This window comes from Nocardioides sp. SRI_004 (assembly GCF_057586415.1).
Window position 1 is genome coordinate 119,148 of the sequence record NZ_JBYCZV010000010.1, and the last position, 16,319, is coordinate 135,466.

Sequence of the window (16,319 nt, forward strand, 5' to 3'; positions counted from 1 at the left end):
CCGTGGCACACGGTACCGACAGCAAGGGTTGGGTCTTGGACTTCAAGCAGTTTCTGGTCGTGCTGCGCCGTCGCTGGCTCACGGTGGTGCTCCTCATCGTGATCGCCCTCGGCGTCGCGGCGGGCATCACCTTCACGCGCACCCCGATGTACGAGTCCAAGGCACAGGTGCTGCTGACGGTCGACGTCTCCAAGGCGAGCGACTCCTACGCCACCTACTTCACCGTGACGCAGCGCGCGACGACGTACGCCAAGGTCGCGAAGAGCACGGAGCTCGCGGAGGAGGTCATCGACGACCTCAACCTGACGATCACGCCGGAGAAGTTCGCCGACCGGGTCAGCGCCGAGGTCGTGGAGGCCACCTCCCTGATCGAGATCAAGATCAAGGACGAGAACGCCCGCGACGCGCAGAAGATCGCGAGCGCCTTCACCGCGCAGTACACCGACTACGTCAAGAACCTCGAGCAGCTCACCGGCACCGAGGCGGCCGTCCAGCTCAAGCAGACGGACCAGGCGACGTACAACCCCGACAAGGTCAGCCCCACCACGCTGCTCAACTTCATCGTGGCCGGCCTGATCGGCCTCCTGCTCGGCATCGGCCTCGCGGTCGCCCGCGAGCTGCTCGACCGCACGATCCGCACGGCCGACCACGTCGCCGAGCTGACCGAGTCGCCGGTCCTGGCCAGCATCGGCTTCGACGGCGACATCCGCTCCGCGCCGCTGCTCACCGACCTCGGTGGCTTCGCTGCCCGCACCGAGGCCTTCCGCCTGCTGCGGACCAACCTGCAGTTCATCGACCTCGACCACCAGCCGCGCTGCCTCGTCATCAGCAGCGCCGTGCCCGGCGAGGGCAAGACGATGACGTCGACCAACCTCGCCGTCGCGCTCGCGCAGACCGGCCGCAACACGCTGATCATCGACGCCGACCTCCGCCGGCCCCGGGTCGCCACGACGCTGGGCCTCGACCCCGCGATCGGCCTCACCACCGCGCTCGTCGGCAAGACCGAGATCCACGACGCGATCCAGGTCCACGAGGCCAGCGGCCTGCACGTGCTCGCCAGCGGCGCCAAGCCGCCGAACCCGACCGAGATCCTGCAGTCGAAGATCACCCACGACCTGATCCGGCGCCTCCGGTCGTCGTACGACATGGTGATCATCGACGCGCCGCCGCTGCTGCCGGTCGCCGACGCGTCGGTCCTGGCCAAGCTCGCCGACGGCGTCATCGTCGTCGTGCGGCACGCCAAGACCACCAAGGACCAGGTCAACGAGGCCATCAACCGCCTCAACCAGGTCGGCGCCCGTCTCTACGGCGTCGTCGTCAACATGGTCGCGAAGCGTGCCGTCGGCTCGTATTACTACTACTACTACGAGGAGACCGCCCCGTCGGGACGCGGCAAGGGTGGCTCTTCCGGCGGTCGTCGCCGGGCCTGATCGGCACTGCTCGGGCGCCGGAACCCACCTGTTCCCGAGAAGTTTCGAAGACGTCGCATCAGTACTGATAAGCCCTGCTATCTTCGCCCGGTGACGACGACCCCCGACGAGCTTCGCGAGCTCTACCTCGACCTGATGAAGCGCACCCTGACGGGCGCCCTGATGGAGGACAACGACTCGATCCTGGGCGGTGTCCGGACCGCCGGATCCCCGTCACTGAAGAAGAAGCTGGCCAACGCGGCCGGCAGCGCGGCGCAGAAGTTCGGCTTCGAGATCTCCTACAAGAAGCCCTACGACCCCGCCCTGCGCGAGACCGGAAGCGACTGGCCGGCCCGCTCGGAGTCGATGATCGGCCTCAAGCGGATGCAGAACATCCAGGACGCGATCAGCGCGATCATCGAGGACGACGTCCCCGGTGACTTCATCGAGACCGGCGTCTGGCGCGGCGGCGCGTGCATCTTCATGCGCGCCAACCTCAAGGCGTGGGGCGACACCAAGCGGACCGTGTGGCTCGCCGACTCGTTCCAGGGCCTGCCGGCGCCGAACGTCAAGGACTTCCCGGCCGACCAGGGCGACACCTTCTACCTCCAGACCGGCCTGTCCGTCGGCGAGGCCGCGGTGCGCCACAACTTCGAGCGCTACAACCTGCTCGACGACCAGGTGAAGTTCCTCGTCGGCTGGTTCAAGGACACGCTGCCCACGGCGCCCGCCGAGAGCTACTCGCTCATCCGCCTCGACGGCGACCTCTACGAGTCGACGATCCAGGCGCTCGACGCGCTCTACCCGAAGCTGTCGCCCGGCGGCTTCTGCATCATCGACGACTACGGCACGCTGCCCGACCAGGCCGGCAAGGCGGTCCACGACTACCGCGAGCAGCACGGCATCACCGACGAGATCATCGACATCGACGGCAACGGCGCCTACTGGCGCAAGTCCTGACCCGAAGGGATCCACGTGCCTGCCCTCCGCAGCACCTCCCACCTCACCAAGCGCATCCGGCAGACGCCGGGCCTGTTCCGCAACTTCCCCACGGTCTTCTGGGACCTCGGGACGCAGCGGACGCGCTTCGCCCGCGACGAGATGACCCTGCACCTGCGCAACGGCTACCAGGTGACCATCCCGAACGCCGACGGTGCCCGTTACCCGATCTACGAGATCTTCGCCGACGACGCCTACGGCATGGCCGAGCTGACGCGGGGCCTGTCGCCGAAGGCGGCCGTGCTCGACATCGGCGGCCAGGTCGGGTGCTTCGCGCTCGCGGTGGCCGCCGAGCTGCCGCAGGCGACGGTCCACGTCTACGAGGCGTCGCCGACCAGTGCGTCGTACGCCGAGCGCAACGTGCGTGACAACGGCCTCGCCTCGCGGGTGAGCGTGCACGCCGCCGCGCTGGCCGGCGAGGACGGCGAGTTCTCGCTCATCGACAACGGCGACGCCAGCGTGCTCAACGGCATCACGGCGCGCGAGGGGAAGGAGGTCGTCGTCCCGGCGGTCTCCTTCGACAATGCGGTCGCCGCCGCGCGGGCCGACGGCAACCCCGTCGAGCTGGTGAAGATGGACGTCGAGGGCGCCGAGTACGACGTCGTGCTCCGCTCCTCCCCCGCGTCCTGGGCGGACGTGCGCGCGGTCGCGCTGGAGTACCACCCGGTGGCCGGCCACTCGCTCGACGAGCTCCTCGCCTTCCTCGCGCCCCTGGGCCTGACGCCGTACCACCAGGAGGACGGCACCGAGCCGGGCCTGGGGATGGTCTGGCTCCGGCGCGCATGACCTCCCGACGATGAGCCGGCTCCCGAGTCGCCTCCAGCCGCTGTGGCCGCTGGTCAAGCGGGGACACCGTGCCGGCGCGCTCGCGATCGGCGCCGTCTCCCGCCACACCACCGGGCCGCTGCGCGACGGGGTGCGGGCGGGGTCGGCGACGTCGCGCGCCACCGCGACCGCAGAGCCCGGCACGGTCACCTTCCACCCGGTGTCGCCGGCGGTCACCCTCGACCGCCCGGCGCCGGCGGGTGACCCCGCGGGCCTGACCTTCCTGTCCTCGCGCACCCGGACCGAGATCCCCGAGCGGTTCGTGCTCGAGCTGGCGGGCGGGCAGCTCATCAGCCGGCACGGCGCGGTCGTCACGGCGGGCGGCATCCTCGACAGCGAGACCAGCCACTACTTCGGCATCTCGTCGTGGCGCGAGCACCCCGTGTTCTGGAACCCGTGGCCGGCGAGGCCCGAGGTCGTCGACGGAACCGTGGCGGTGCTCTCCGCGCGCGGGACGGGCCACAACTTCTACCACTTCGTCACCGACGAGCTGCCCCGCATCGGCCTCCTGCAGGAGGCCTTCGCCGACGTCCGTCCGGACGTGTGGGTGCTCGACCGCCACACCGGCTACCAGAAGCAGCTGCTCGGGATGCTCGGCATCGAGCCGGACCGGGTGCTGACCCCCGGCCCCGGCTTCCACCTGCAGGCGAAGCGGCTGCTGGTGCCGTCGCTGCCCAACGCCGTGATGGACGGGCCGCCGGAGTCGCAGCGCTGGCTGCGCGAGAACCTGCCGGCCAAGGAGACCACGGGCCTGCCGGAGAAGATCTACGTCACCCGCGGTACGACGCCCAACACGCGCCGCATGGTCAACGAGGACGCCGTCCGGGCCGCGCTCGAGCAGCGTGGCTTCACCTGCGTCGACCCCGGCAGCCTGTCGGTGCAGGAGCAGATCGACCACTTCGCCGCGGCTCGCGTGGTCGTGGCCCCGCACGGCGCCGCCCTCACCAACCTGGCGTTCTGCCGCGACGGCGTGCGGGTGCTCGAGCTGTTCGCACCCGGCTACACCGTCCACTGCTACTGGGCGATGACCTCCAACATCCCCGACTCGCGCTACCGCTACCTCGTCGCCCCGACCCCGGTCGGCACGGGCGACAACGAGCTGATGCAGGACATCGAGCTGCAGCCGGGGCCGATCATGGACGCCCTCGACCAGCTGCTCGCGTCATGACCTCCGCGCCGACCGCGCTGGTCACCGGCGTCACCGGCCAGGACGGCATCTACCTCGCCCGGCGGCTGCTCGCGGACGGGCTGCGCGTCGTGGGGGTCGCCCGCCCGGGCAGCGCGAGCGGGCCGCGCGTGGCGGCGTACCTCCCGGGGATGGAGGTGCGCGAGGCCGACATCACCGACGGCGCCACCCTGCGGGCACTGGTCGCCGACATCGCGCCGCAGGAGGTCTACAACCTCGCCGCCCTCAGCTCCGTCGGTCGCAGCTGGGAGGAGCCCGAACTGACCCGCCGGGTCAACCTCGACACCGTCGTCGACCTCGTCGAGGCGGCGCACGCGCTGACGGCTGCAGGCCGCCCGGTGCGCCTCTTCCAGGCGTCGTCGGCCGAGGTCGTCGGCCAGGCCGCGGACAGCCCCTACGCCCGCGCCAAGGCCGACGCCGAGCGTGTCGTGGAGAAGGCCCGGGCGGAGGGCCTGCACGCGTCGTACGCCCGCCTCTACGTCCACGAGAGCCCGATCCGCCCGCCCGGCTTCGTGTTCCGCAAGATCACCCGCGGCGCGGCCGCGATCGCCCTGGGCCGCAGCGACGAGCTGACCCTCGGCACGCTCGACGTCCGGCGCGACTGGGGCCACGCGGCCGAGTACGTCGACGCATTCGTCCGCATGCTGCGCCGCGACGAACCGGTCGACCTGCCGCTCGGCACGGGCATCGACCACTCGCTGGCCGACCTCGTCGAGGTGGCCTTCGCCGCCGCCGGCGTCGAGGACCCGTGGTCGCGGATCGTCCAGGACCCCGACCTGGTGCGGCCCGCGGACTCCAAGGTGCTGCGCGCCGACCCCGAGCCGGCCGCCGAGGCGATCGGCTGGCGGGCGACGACGTCCTTCGCCGACCTCGTGGCGCGCATGGTCGAGGTCGACCTGGAGCGGGTGCGCAGCGGCGTCGAGGACGACCCGCGCTACCTCTGAGTCCTCCTTCGAGTCCTCCTTCGAGTCCACCTTGCGCGGTCGGAGTCCGGGCGGCCCCGGTCGCGGGCGTGGGACGTCATACGAAGCGGTCGCCCCAGCGCGCGATTCGCATGACGCAAACCCGCCCGACCGGTCGCGGGCGTGGGACGTCATACGAAGCGGTCGCCCCAGCGCGCGATTCGCATGACGCAAACCCGCCCGACCGGCCCCGGGCGTGGGACGTCATACGAAGCGGTCGCCCCAGCGCCCGGTTCGTATGACGCAACCCGGCGGCGACCCAGCAGGCCGACCGATCAGCAGGTCAGGCCACCGTCGACGGCCAGCACCTGCCCCGTGACGAACCGGTTGTCGGGCGAGACCAGGAAGAGCGCGGCCCGCGCGACGTCCTCGGCGTCGCCGAGGCGACCCATGGGGGTACGCCGCTCGATCTGGCCGAGCTGCGCCTCGTCGAGGCCGTGGCTCATCTCGGTGCGCAGGTAGCCCGGCGCGATGGAGTTCACCGTGATGCCGCGCGAGCCCAGCTCACGGGCCAGCGCCCGGGTCATGCCGTCGAGGGCGGCCTTCGTGGCGCCGTACACGGACAGGCCGCGGTAGCCGGAGATGCCGACGACCGAGGAGATGTTGACGATGCTGCCGCTGCGCTGGCGCAGCATCACCCGGCTGGCGGCGCGGGTGACATAGGCGGTGCCCTTGATGTTGAGGTCGACGACCGTGTCGATGTCCTCGTCGTTGAAGAGGCCGATCACGCCCTCGCGCGCGACGCCGGCGTTGTTGACCAGGGCGTCGATGCGGCCGAAGCGCTCCACGGCGTCCTTGACGTACGCCGTCGCGTCGGCCTCCTTCGAGACGTCGGCGACCGCGAACCAGAAGCGGTCGGGGTGCTCGCGCTCCCACTCGTCCACCTTGGCGCTGCGGGACCGTGCGCACGTCGCGACCGCGTAGCCCTCCCTCAGGAAGACGTCGATCATGCCGGCGCCGAGGCCCTTGCTGCCGCCGGTGATGAGTGCCACCGGAGTTGCGGTCATCCTTCGATCCTCCTGATCGTCTTGCCGCCCTTGGTCTCGAGGGCGGCAACGAACGTGATGCTGCGCGGGTGCCAGGCCCGCGGCAGGTCCTCGACGGCGGCCCGGACGGCCGCCTTGAGCTCGTCGTGGTCGGCGTCCGCCGACGGCACGATCTCGGCGGCGACGATGGCGCCGGTGAGCCTGTTGGCGCGCCCGAAGACGCGCGCCGCCTCGACCCCGGTCACCGCGGTGATCCGGTTCTCGACGGGCAGCGGGTGGACCTTCACCCCGCCGACGTTGATGACCTCCGAGTCCCGGCCGCGGAACTCGATGCGGTCACCGACCACCTCGACGAGGTCGCCGGTGGCGCGCCAGCCGTCCTCGGTGGCGACGTCGGGCTCGCCGACGTACCCGAGCATGCCGACGCCGGAGCGCACCCACAGCTGGCCGTCGACGACCTTGAGGGTGCCGTCGGGGTTGGCGTCGGAGTGCAGCCGGTCGGCGCTGATGCCGGGCCGGCCGTCGGTCACCGAGGCGACCGAGCCGAGCTCGGTCGACGCGTAGACCTGCGAGACGCGGGCGGTCGGGAACGCGGCGCGGACGGCGGCCAGCAGGTCCGGCGGGACCGCCTCGCCGCCCAGCGTGACCTGCTGCAGCGGGGGCAGATCGACTCCGCGGGAGCGAGCCTCGGCGAGCAGGAAGCGCCAGTACGTCGGCGTCGCGCTCACGCAGTCGACGCCGGGGTCGAGCAGCGCGGCGAGGCCGTCGCGGGGCTGGCGCGGGAAGGGTGCGACGAGCGTGGCTCCGCTGCCCAGGACGTGCATGAGCACCTGCACCCCGGACATCTGGTGCGGACCGTAGGCGAGCAGCCAGCGCTGGCCGGGGCGCTGCCGGGCGCCGGCGACCGTGCCGGACAGCACCCGCCAGTCGTGGCGGGCGGCCTTCGGCGCGCCGGTCGTGCCCGTGGTGCGGATCAGGAGCGGTTGGCCGGCGGACGCGGCGGGTGGCTCCCCCACGTGCGCCAGGAGCGCGTCGGGGTCGACGACCTGGAAGGACTCGCCGAGGTCCGTACGACGGGAGACGACCACGTCGTGGCCCAGCTGCGCCGCGTGGTCGGCGAGCTCGGCCGGGTCGGTGTCCGGCTGGTACTGGCAGGGCTCGGCACCGGCGAGGGCGGCACCGGCCAGCAGCGGCACCAGCCGCGCGGCGTCCTCCTCCACGACGGCGAACCGGGTGATCCCGCGCTCGACGAGTGCCGCGGCCACGTTGCGGGCAGCGGCGAGGACCTCTGCATAGGTCCACGAGCCCCGGTGCGTCACCACGGCCGGGGAGCTGGGCTCCCCTGCCGCGGCGCGCTCGAGGAGATCGATCATGCGGTCGCGGCGGCCTCGTAGAACGCGAGGACCTCGCCGACGGTCTCCGGCATCTCCTCGCCCGCGGAGAACGGGTCGGTGCCGAACTCGTCCTCGAGCATCGCCGAGAGCTCGGCGGCCTCGAGCGAGTCGAGCTCCAGGCCACCGCCGTAGAGGTCGGTGTCGCCCGGCAGCTCGGGGTCGAACGCCTTCTTGGCTCCGGTGAGGAACGTGGCGATCACTCCACGCACACGGTCTGCGGTCACGTCTGGGTCCTTCCGATCAGGGCTTGGCTGCGCCAAGGATGCCGTAGCCGAAGGTGCCGTCGTTCCACAGCCCTTCGAGGATGTCGCACGAGCGGACGAACTCGTCCCGTGCCTGCTCGCCGATGAGCTCCACGATCTCGTGCTCGTGGGTCGCGCAGTTGCTGCGCCAGGCCTCGAACGTCGGGAGCGTCTCGTCGGAGATGTCGGTCGCGTCGGTCACCTGCAGGCCGAGCTCCTCGAGCCAGCCGGTGTAGTCCGACAGGGGCAGCATGTGGGCGTCGCCGAAGGCCGCCCGCAGCACCGCGAAGTCGTCGCGCCGGGCCCGCACCTCGAGGAACGGGATCCGGCGGCGGTTGATGATGTCGCACAGAACGAGGCGTCCGCCGGGGGCGAGCACCCGCGCGGCCTCGGACAGCAGCGCCTTGCGGTCCCGCATCAGGTGCGAGGACTCCAGCGCCCAGACGACGTCGAAGGAGCCGTCCGGCAGGCCGTTGTCGGTGCCGTCGCGCTGCTCGAAGCGGGCACCGTCGAGCCCGCGGCTCGCGGCCAGCTCGGTGGCAGCGGCCACGCCGGCGCCGCTGGTCGTGATGCCGAGCACCCGGGCGTCGTACTCCTCGACGAGGTCGCAGGCCTGGCGGCCGGTGCCGCAGCCGACGTCGAGGACGCGGTCACCGGCGGTGATGGCCGCGCGCTGGAGCATCTGCGCGGTCAGCGCGGCGGTGGCCTGCTCGAGCGGCGTCGTCGGGGTCGCGAAGTATCCGTAGTGGAACTCCTCGCCCATGATCAGGCGCCACGCCTCGTGGACGCGGTCGTAGTGCTTCTCGGGCTCGTGGCTGGCGCCATCGAGATCGGTCGTGCTCAAGGTTGGGGGGCCCTTCTGAGATCAATCCGAACGTCGTCTGCGCGTCGACCGCTACAGTCGCGCCCATCCAACCACCTCAACGGGGGATGCGATGCGACAACTGATCTGCCTGCTGATGGTTATGCTCCCCGGCACCCTCAAACGGCTCGTGGCCTCCCGCCTGCTCGGCTGGGAGATCCACCCCACCGCCCATCTCGGACGCAGCCTGGTCATGGTCGACCGGCTCGTGATGGGCCCGCACGCGAGCATCGGACCCGGCAACACGATCCGCCACCTGTCCGAGCTGCGGATGGGCGAGGGGGCGACGATCTCGTCGCGCAACTGGATCGTCGGCGTGCCCAAGGGCGCGCCCGTCTACCCCAAGCACCCGCACCGCGACCCGTCGCTGGTGATGGACGACTTCGCGCTGATCACCGTCGGCCACAACATCGACGTCACCGACCGGGTCACCCTGGGCAAGCAGGCGGCCGTCGCGGGCTTCGGGTCGCAGATCCTCACCCACAACCTCAACCTGGTCACCGACCTCTTCCAGCCGGGCAAGGTGACGATCGGCGACTACGGCGTACTGATGTCGGGCTGCACGATGCAGAACAACACCGCGATCCCCAACCGCTCGGTGGTCTCGGCCGGCTCCGTCGTGGTCACCAAACTGAAGGACGAGCTCACGCTCTACCGCGGCAACCCGGCCGAGGCGGTGCGGACCCTCCCGGAGACGCTGAAGTTCTTCCACCGGCAGGGCCGCCAGCAGCAGGTCGAGGAGCAGATGACGGAATGGGCCAATGGGGCCTGAGGGTCACCTATAGGCTCTGCGCCCATGAAGCGCGCGCTGATCACCGGCATCACCGGACAGGACGGGTCCTACCTCGCCGAGCTCCTGCTCGAGAAGGGCTACGAGGTCCACGGGCTGGTCCGGCGCCACTCGACCCTCAACCGGTCGCGGATCGACCACCTGGGCGGCACCGAGAACCTCCACCTGCACTACGGCGACCTCACCGACGGCGTCAGCCTGGTCAACCTGGTGCACGCGATCGAGCCGCACGAGGTCTACAACCTCGGTGCGCAGAGCCACGTGAAGGTCTCCTTCGAGCTGCCGGAGTACACCGCCAACACCGACGCGGTGGGCACCCTGCGCCTGCTCGAGGCGATCCGGGCCGCCGGCATCGACTGCCGCTTCTACCAGGCGTCGACGTCGGAGATGTTCGGCGCGACCCCGCCGCCGCAGGACGAGGGCACGGTGTTCTACCCGCGCTCGCCGTACGGCGCCGCCAAGCTCTACTCCCACTGGGTGACGGTCAACTACCGCGAGGCCTACGACCTCTTCGCGGTCTCCGGCATCCTCTTCAACCACGAGTCCCCGCGTCGCGGCGAGTCCTTCGTGACCCGCAAGATCACCCTCGGCGTCGCGTCGATCAAGCTCGGCATCACCGACCACCTCACCCTCGGCAACCTGGACGCGATCCGCGACTGGGGCTACGCCAAGGAGTACGTCGAGGGCATGTGGCGGATGCTGCAGCACGACGAGCCGCAGGACTACGTCCTCGCCACCGGCATCGGTACGACGGTCCGTGAGTTCGCCGAGTACGCCTTCAGCCACGCGGGCCTCAACTGGGAGGACCACGTCCGCTACAACGAGGCCTACGAGCGTCCGACCGAGGTCGACGCCCTCATCGGCGACGCCTCCAAGGCGCGCGAGGTCCTCGGCTGGAAGCCGTCGACCGACGCGAAGGGCCTGGCCGAGCTGATGGTCGACGCCGACATCGAGCAGCTCGGTCGCCTGGTCGCGCACAAGCAGGAGGGCTGAGACCGGGGCGTCCCGGGCACGCGATGAAGATCCTCATCGACGCGATGGCCGCCGAGTTCGGCGGCATCCGGACCCTCATCGACGCCGTGCTGCTGCAGTGGCACGACGTCCACCCCGACGACGAGCTGCACGTGGCCGTGCCGGCCGACTCGACGATCGGCGCCGGGACCCCGCACACCCTGCACAAGCTCCCCGTCCCGCGCCCGTACGTCGTGGGCCGGCCGTGGGCGCAGACGACCCGCATGCGCTCGCTCGCGCGCCGGCTGCGGCCCGACGCGGTGCTGGCGACGGCACCGACCACGTCGGTGCTCTCGCTGGGCGAGGGCCGGCTGGCGACGATCATCCTCGACCTGCGCCACGAGCTGCGTCCCGAGCAGTTCAGCCGCGGCCGCCGGCTGATCCGGGCCGTCTCCTACGGCCGGACCTACCAGATGGCCGACTCGTTCATCGCCATCTCCCAGCGCAGCCTCGACGACCTCCACCGGCTGCACCCGTCGACCGCCCGCAAGCCAGCGGTCGTCGCGCACCTGGGCGCCGACCACGTCCGCGCCTGGCCGCAGCCGGACCGCACCGGGCCGGCGGTGTCCTTCGCCCACCACAGCAACAAGAACCCGGACCTGCTGCTCGACGCCTGGGCCGACCTGGTCGCCCGCGGCGAGAAGGCGCCGGAGCTGCTCGTGCTCGGGGTCGGCGGCGCCCGCAAGCCCGCCCTGCAGGCCGCGATCGACGAGCGCGGCATCGCCGACGTCGTGCGGCTCGCGCCCTTCCTGCCGGACGAGGAGTTCCAGCAGGTCATCGCCGCCGCGCGGATGATCGTGTTCCCCAGCGACTTCGAGGGCTTCGGCCTGCCGACCGTCGAGGGGATGGCGCTCGGCAAGCCGGTCGTGATCGGCCCCGAGCCGGCCTGCCTGGAGGTGGCCGGCGGTCACGCGACGGTGATGGCCGACTGGACGCCGGCGGCGCTCGCCGACGCCGTCCTGCGGGCGGAGTCGGTCGACGACGAGGCCCTCGCCGCTGCTCGCGCGTGGGCGGACACCTTCACGTGGGAGCGCACCATCCGTCGTACCCGGAGCGCGCTGGAGGGCTGAGACCGCAGCGCCGGTCCGGCGCGCGCCTCAGGCCGGCTGGTAGCCGAGCAGCTCCACGAGCCCGGGCGCGACCTCCTCGAGCGCGGCGTGGTGCCGCGGCTCGAAGACCTCCTGGTGGCGCGAGGCACGCTTGCGGTAGTGCGACTCGCTGTCGGCGCTGCGCTGCTCGAGGTCCTTGGCCCGCAGGGCGTCCCTCGAGGTGTCGTTGAGCACCGTTGCGAGGTCGGCCTCCGAGAGCTCGATGCGGCAGTGGGCGAGCATCGCGCGCACCGGGCCCTCCGCGTCGGCACGGACGTCCTCGAGGCGGAAGCGGGCGACCTCGGGGTCGTCGACCCCGGCCCACGACGCCATGGCGGCGAAGTGCTCGCCGCTCAGCTCGATGATGGTCATCATCGCGTCGCCCATCGACATCTGCTTCATCTCCTCGCGCAGCCGCTCGGCCTCCTCGAGGTGGGTCGGGCGGTGCGTCTCCACCGCCGACCAGTAGCCGGAGACCACCAGGTCGCGGGGGTCGCGGCCGAGGTAGACGAGCCGGTGCGGGTGCCGCTTCGGCAGGGCGAGGTACTCCTGGTAGCTGCCGTAGAAGCCGGGCACGAACGTGCCGGCCGGGAAGCCGTTGCGCGGCGGGGTCAGCTGGTAGTCGAGCTGCGGCAGGGTGATCGTGCCGGCCGCACCGCGCACCAGCGGGTGGTCGAAGAGGGCCTTGATCCACTGGCTACCGGCCTTCTGCGGTCCCGCAGCGATGATCACTGCCGGGTCCGGGACCGCGTGGCGTGCCTCCAGGGCCCGGCCGCGCGCCCGCGCGGCGAGGTGGACGGCGCGCTTGGCCGTGTTGCGCGCGGGGGGCCAGTTGAGGGTGCGGGTTGCCCACTCACGGGCGTCGAAGCTGGACATGCTCTGCTCTCTCGGATCGGGTGGCTCGGGGCGACGACGGCGGCTCAGCCGAACATGCCGCCGCGGCCCATGCGCGACGTCACGGCGTTCACGGCCTTGGGGAAGCGCTTCTTGAAGTTGCCGAACTCCTCCGGCATCGACATGCGCGCGCTCTTGGCCGCGTCGACCGACAGCTCCTTGGCGAGGGTCTTCCACGCGCTGCGTCGCCAGGCCGTCCAGGCGGCCGCCTGGGCGGGGTCGAAGGGCGACGGCGGACGCTGGCCGCTGCGGGCCTGCACCCGCCAGGCACGGCGGAGCCGCCGCGGGATCCGGCGGCCCTCGGTGTCGTTCCAGTAGCGGTACGACGGCGCGTCCGGGAGTCGCTCCTCGTGGCGCATCACGTCGGCGGCGTACTCCTTGCAGAGCTGGTCGACCGCGGCGCTCTCGGTGCGCATGTGCGCCGTCGACATGTCGAACCGCGTCGACAGCTCCTGCGGCCGGCTGGTGTCGAAGGCGTGGAAGTGGAACAGCCGGAGCCGGTCGTCGGTGCCGACGATGTGGAAGCCGTCGGCGTCCAGGCCGAGCGGGCGCTCGTGCAGGTTGACGACGCCGACGTTGTAGCCGTGGTGGCGCAGGCTGCGGGCCTCGAAGAGGTCGGAGCCCATGTCCATCCACTTCTGGTCGACGAACAGGCCGTTGAGGTAGTCGAAGAGGCAGTCCCACTGGAGGCGGGCCCACCACCAGTCCAGGGCCGGGATCGCCCGGCGGTCGAAGCCGCAGAAGCCCAGGTTGAACACGCCGACCTGGAGCAGGTGGCCCTCGGTCACGGGCGCCTCGGGCGGGATCGGGTGGAGGAAGTGCGGCGTCAGCAGCACCCCGCCCGTGCTCGCCGCGAGCTCGCCGGGGAGCTCCTCCATCGGCGAGGTCAGGTAGGTGTCGGGGTCGAGGTAGAAGACCTGCTCGCTCGTCTCCAGCAGGCGCTTGAAGAAGAGCGGCTTGATCGCGGTCGCGAACTCGACGAGGTCGTAGTACGTCGTCATGGCCAGCACGTCCTCGAGCGGCAGCCCGAGGAAGTCGGTGCCGACGATGCGGACGCCCGGCAGGTCGGGGAATTCCGGCAGGTCGTGGTCTCGCTCGTGCTGGGCGTCGATGAGCAGGACGACCAGCTCGCCGCGGTCGTGGCGCACGAGGCTGTCGGCGAGCGCCAGTGCCTTCGGCAGGTAGTTGGTGGCAAGGATCGTGCAGTACGTCGGGCCGGTCACGCCGGGAGACCTCCGGTGGGGGTGGGGGGTTGTTCAGGGGGTGGGTTCGACGCGGTGCCGCGCTGGGGTGCGGGAGCGGATGGACAACGCCGACCACCACATCAACGCAGCGAGGACGCTTCCGCTACTCACCCCCCAGTAAGCGCCGTACGCACCGTCGATGAAAACCCCGATCGTCCCGAGCACGAGGGTGACGACGGTGGAGGCGATGTCGATCGGGACGGTCACCGAGACCGCCTTCGACCCGATGAGGTGGGCGCGGGGGCCGGCGATCAGGCCCAGCGCCAGGATCTGGACGCAGGCCGGCAGCAGCAGCGCCTCGGTGGCGTCCCACGTGTCGCTGAGGACGAGCCGGCCGAGCGCGTCGGGCAGGACGAGCAGGATGACGGCGTTCACGGCGGCGACGGCGAGCGACACGATGACGGTCCGCCGCAGGTGTCCGCCGTCGCGGTAGCTGTCGGGGTCGTTGGCGACCTCGGCGACACCGGCCGCGACGGACGCGGTCTGGAAGGTCATGTAGGGCCGCAGCAGGAGGAGGACGCCGCGGACGGCACCCATCGCCTTGGCGCCGGCCACCACGGCGATCACCACGGAGAAGCCGAGGGTCGATCCCTGCAGCGCCACGAACGAGAGCAGGAAGCGCCAGGAGTAGTACCACCGCTCCCGCAGCCAGGCCCGTCCGCCCGCGAGCCGGGGCCGGTGCTGGGCGAAGACCAGCAGCGAGGCGGCGACACCGCTGCCGACCCAGCCGAGGGTGAACCACGGCAGGCTCTCGACGTCGCGCACGAGCAGCACGCCCACGACGCCGAGGATCAGCACCAGCCAGAGCAGGTCCAGCCACAGCGAGCGCCAGGGCCGCTGGGTCGCGAACCCGAGGTACCGACCGAGGTCGTGCAGGATCAGCCCCGGCAGGCCGGCCCCGAGGATGACCAGCTCGACACCCATCGGGACGTCCAGCCACCAGAAGACCCCGCCGATGGCCGCGACCAGCGCACCGATCGCGCCACCGACGATGAGGGCAGCCGAGATCGGCGCACCCGCACGGTGGCGGGCGTCGTCGGGGTGGACCATCAGCGGGTCCCCGACCAGGGACCTGTTCACGCCCTGCGCAGCGGCGTAGATCACCAGGATCATGCCGAAGTAGCCGAAGGCCGCGGTGCCCAGCAGGTGCGCGGAGAGCAGCGCGATCAGGATGTTCGACGCGCCCGACAGCACCTGGTCCACGACGACGACGCTCAGCCGCCGCCCGGCACCTTCAGCGCGCACGGGTCTCCTTCGTGTGGTCCTGCCAGCCGGCACGCAGCCTAGTGGGCAGTGCGCGGATCCGTGGGCTTGACGTCAGGTCTGGTCTCGAGTCCGGGGGCGTGACCCGGCCGTGGTCTACTCGTTGGTCGGACATCGCTGGGGGGCGTTGTCGAGGTCGAGTCCAGCTCGAGTTCCATCTATGAGGAGATACAGCATGAACGCGCCCGTGGACGTCCTGGTCGCCGGTGGCGGCGGTTTCATCGGAGGCCACCTGGTCGCCGACCTGCTCGCCCAGGGCAAGACCGTCCGGTCGGTCGACGTGAAGCCGCTCGACGAGTGGTACCAGGTCCACCCCGACGCGCAGAACAGCGTCGGCGACCTGTCGCTCCTCGACCAGGCCGAGGCCGCGACCAAGGGCGCCCGCGAGGTCTACATGCTCGCGGCCGACATGGGCGGCATGGGCTTCATCGAGAACAACAAGGCCCTCTGCATGCTGACCGTGCTGACCAGCACCCACATGCTCCAGGCCGCGCAGAAGTACGACGTCGAGCGCTACTTCTACTCCTCGTCGGCCTGCGTCTACGCCGCCGACAAGCAGACCGACCCGTCAGTGACGGCCCTCAAGGAGTCCGACGCCTACCCGGCGATGCCGGAGGACGGCTACGGCTGGGAGAAGCTCTTCTCGGAGCGGATGGCCCGCCACTTCCGCGAGGACTTCGGCCTGACCACCCGCATGGCGCGCTACCACAACGTCTACGGCCCCGAGGGCACGTGGACCGGCGGTCGCGAGAAGGCGCCGGCCGCCGTCTGCCGCAAGATCGCGGAGGCGGTCATCTCGGGCAGGCACGAGCTCGAGATCTGGGGCGACGGCGAGCAGACCCGCAGCTTCATGTACATCGACGACTGCGTGAAGGGCTCCCAGATGATCCTGGCGAGCGACCACGTCGAGCCGATCAACCTCGGCTCCGCCGAGCTGGTCTCGATCAACCAGCTCTACTCGATCGTCGAGGACATCGCCGGCATCAAGTGCGAGCGGAAGTACGACCTCTCCGCGCCGCAGGGCGTCCGGGGTCGCAACTCCGACAACACCGAGATCAACGAGGTCTTCGGCTGGGAGCCGTCGATCAGCCTCGCCGACGGCCTCGCGAAGACCTATGCCTGGGTCTACGACCAGGTCAAGCGCGCGCAGGGCTGAGATCCGCT

Annotated in this window: 16 protein-coding genes; 9 read left to right on the forward strand and 7 right to left on the reverse strand. The window is 71.1% G+C overall.

Annotation, left to right across the window (positions count from 1 at the left end; all coding sequences use genetic code 11):
- The first annotated feature begins 35 nt into the window (after window positions 1-35).
- The 5 genes from AC2YHB_RS15375 (at window position 36) to AC2YHB_RS15395 (ending at window position 5,363) form a co-directional block, all read left to right on the forward strand.
- Window positions 36-1,430: a tyrosine-protein kinase domain-containing protein gene (locus AC2YHB_RS15375; RefSeq protein WP_179648050.1), complete on the forward strand. Its 1,395-nt coding sequence runs from the start codon at window positions 36-38 to the stop codon at window positions 1,428-1,430.
- Between the two features lie 90 nt (window positions 1,431-1,520).
- Window positions 1,521-2,369 carry a TylF/MycF/NovP-related O-methyltransferase gene (locus AC2YHB_RS15380; protein WP_179648051.1) on the forward strand — a complete coding sequence of 283 codons (849 nt, stop codon included), beginning with the start codon at window positions 1,521-1,523 and terminating at the stop codon, window positions 2,367-2,369.
- 15 nt (window positions 2,370-2,384) lie between these two features.
- Window positions 2,385-3,194, forward strand: coding sequence for an FkbM family methyltransferase (locus AC2YHB_RS15385; RefSeq protein WP_179648052.1), 810 nt, complete (start codon window positions 2,385-2,387; stop codon window positions 3,192-3,194).
- Between the two features lie 10 nt (window positions 3,195-3,204).
- Window positions 3,205-4,401, forward strand: coding sequence for a glycosyltransferase family 61 protein (locus AC2YHB_RS15390; protein WP_487354241.1), 1,197 nt, complete (start codon window positions 3,205-3,207; stop codon window positions 4,399-4,401).
- Complete coding sequence (locus AC2YHB_RS15395) at window positions 4,398-5,363, forward strand: GDP-mannose 4,6-dehydratase (protein ID WP_179648054.1); 966 nt, start codon at window positions 4,398-4,400, stop codon at window positions 5,361-5,363. Before AC2YHB_RS15390 ends, AC2YHB_RS15395 begins: the two co-directional genes overlap by 4 nt.
- A gap of 293 nt (window positions 5,364-5,656) precedes the next feature.
- Here AC2YHB_RS15395 and AC2YHB_RS15400 read toward each other — a convergent pair whose 3' ends face one another.
- Genes AC2YHB_RS15400 through AC2YHB_RS15415 form a run of 4 tightly spaced genes read right to left on the reverse strand, consistent with a single transcriptional unit; the run spans window position 5,657 to window position 8,847 of the window.
- The gene (locus AC2YHB_RS15400) at window positions 5,657-6,388 is read right to left on the reverse strand and encodes an SDR family NAD(P)-dependent oxidoreductase (protein WP_036550902.1); all 732 of its coding nucleotides are present in this window, start codon (window positions 6,386-6,388) and stop codon (window positions 5,657-5,659) included.
- Window positions 6,385-7,740, reverse strand: coding sequence for a class I adenylate-forming enzyme family protein (locus AC2YHB_RS15405; protein ID WP_179648055.1), 1,356 nt, complete (start codon window positions 7,738-7,740; stop codon window positions 6,385-6,387). The genes AC2YHB_RS15400 and AC2YHB_RS15405 overlap by 4 nt, the downstream gene beginning before the upstream one ends.
- The gene (locus AC2YHB_RS15410; protein WP_179648056.1) at window positions 7,737-7,985 is read right to left on the reverse strand and encodes an acyl carrier protein; all 249 of its coding nucleotides are present in this window, start codon (window positions 7,983-7,985) and stop codon (window positions 7,737-7,739) included. Before AC2YHB_RS15410 ends, AC2YHB_RS15405 begins: the two co-directional genes overlap by 4 nt.
- A gap of 16 nt (window positions 7,986-8,001) precedes the next feature.
- Window positions 8,002-8,847 (reverse strand): SAM-dependent methyltransferase, encoded by an 846-nt coding sequence (locus AC2YHB_RS15415; RefSeq protein ID WP_179648057.1) that lies wholly within the window; start codon window positions 8,845-8,847, stop codon window positions 8,002-8,004.
- Between the two features lie 115 nt (window positions 8,848-8,962).
- On the opposite strand from AC2YHB_RS15415, the gene AC2YHB_RS15420 reads away from it, so the two are divergent.
- Genes AC2YHB_RS15420 through AC2YHB_RS15430 form a run of 3 tightly spaced genes read left to right on the forward strand, consistent with a single transcriptional unit; the run spans window position 8,963 to window position 11,736 of the window.
- Entirely contained in the window at window positions 8,963-9,637 is a 675-nt protein-coding gene (locus AC2YHB_RS15420) for an LbetaH domain-containing protein (protein WP_487354242.1), read from the forward strand.
- A gap of 24 nt (window positions 9,638-9,661) precedes the next feature.
- Window positions 9,662-10,648 (forward strand): GDP-mannose 4,6-dehydratase, encoded by a 987-nt coding sequence (gene gmd / locus AC2YHB_RS15425; RefSeq protein ID WP_036550893.1) that lies wholly within the window; start codon window positions 9,662-9,664, stop codon window positions 10,646-10,648.
- 23 nt (window positions 10,649-10,671) lie between these two features.
- Window positions 10,672-11,736, forward strand: a complete 1,065-nt coding sequence (locus AC2YHB_RS15430) for a glycosyltransferase (protein ID WP_179648059.1) — start codon at window positions 10,672-10,674, stop codon at window positions 11,734-11,736.
- Between the two features lie 27 nt (window positions 11,737-11,763).
- Here AC2YHB_RS15430 and AC2YHB_RS15435 read toward each other — a convergent pair whose 3' ends face one another.
- From AC2YHB_RS15435 to AC2YHB_RS15445, 3 genes are read right to left on the reverse strand one after another with little or no spacing between them, the layout of a single operon-like run.
- Entirely contained in the window at window positions 11,764-12,630 is an 867-nt protein-coding gene (locus AC2YHB_RS15435) for a sulfotransferase domain-containing protein (protein WP_036550889.1), read from the reverse strand.
- Window positions 12,631-12,674: 44 nt separating this feature from the next.
- Window positions 12,675-13,871 carry a hypothetical protein gene (locus AC2YHB_RS15440; protein ID WP_179648060.1) on the reverse strand — a complete coding sequence of 399 codons (1,197 nt, stop codon included), beginning with the start codon at window positions 13,869-13,871 and terminating at the stop codon, window positions 12,675-12,677.
- A gap of 33 nt (window positions 13,872-13,904) precedes the next feature.
- Window positions 13,905-15,137, reverse strand: coding sequence for an MATE family efflux transporter (locus tag AC2YHB_RS15445; protein ID WP_179648061.1), 1,233 nt, complete (start codon window positions 15,135-15,137; stop codon window positions 13,905-13,907).
- Window positions 15,138-15,330: 193 nt separating this feature from the next.
- Between AC2YHB_RS15445 and AC2YHB_RS15450 the strand changes: the two genes are divergently transcribed.
- A complete protein-coding gene (locus AC2YHB_RS15450) occupies window positions 15,331-16,311 on the forward strand; it encodes an NAD-dependent epimerase/dehydratase family protein (protein WP_036550882.1) in 981 nt (326 codons plus the stop codon).
- The last annotated feature ends 8 nt before the right edge of the window (window positions 16,312-16,319 follow it).

Excerpts from the sequence above, each read along its gene's own strand:
- AC2YHB_RS15400 (WP_036550902.1), bottom strand. The coding sequence starts at position 6,388 with ATGACCGCAACTCCGGTGGCACTCATCACCGGCGGCAGCAAGGGCCTC.
- AC2YHB_RS15450 (WP_036550882.1), top strand. The coding sequence starts at position 15,331 with ATGAACGCGCCCGTGGACGTCCTGGTCGCCGGTGGCGGCGGTTTCATC.
- gmd (WP_036550893.1), top strand. The coding sequence starts at position 9,662 with ATGAAGCGCGCGCTGATCACCGGCATCACCGGACAGGACGGGTCCTAC.
- AC2YHB_RS15405 (WP_179648055.1), bottom strand. The coding sequence starts at position 7,740 with ATGATCGATCTCCTCGAGCGCGCCGCGGCAGGGGAGCCCAGCTCCCCG.
- AC2YHB_RS15420 (WP_487354242.1), top strand. The coding sequence starts at position 8,963 with ATGGTTATGCTCCCCGGCACCCTCAAACGGCTCGTGGCCTCCCGCCTG.
- AC2YHB_RS15430 (WP_179648059.1), top strand. The coding sequence starts at position 10,672 with ATGAAGATCCTCATCGACGCGATGGCCGCCGAGTTCGGCGGCATCCGG.
- AC2YHB_RS15395 (WP_179648054.1), top strand. The coding sequence starts at position 4,398 with ATGACCTCCGCGCCGACCGCGCTGGTCACCGGCGTCACCGGCCAGGAC.
- AC2YHB_RS15435 (WP_036550889.1), bottom strand. The coding sequence starts at position 12,630 with ATGTCCAGCTTCGACGCCCGTGAGTGGGCAACCCGCACCCTCAACTGG.
- AC2YHB_RS15390 (WP_487354241.1), top strand. The coding sequence starts at position 3,205 with ATGAGCCGGCTCCCGAGTCGCCTCCAGCCGCTGTGGCCGCTGGTCAAG.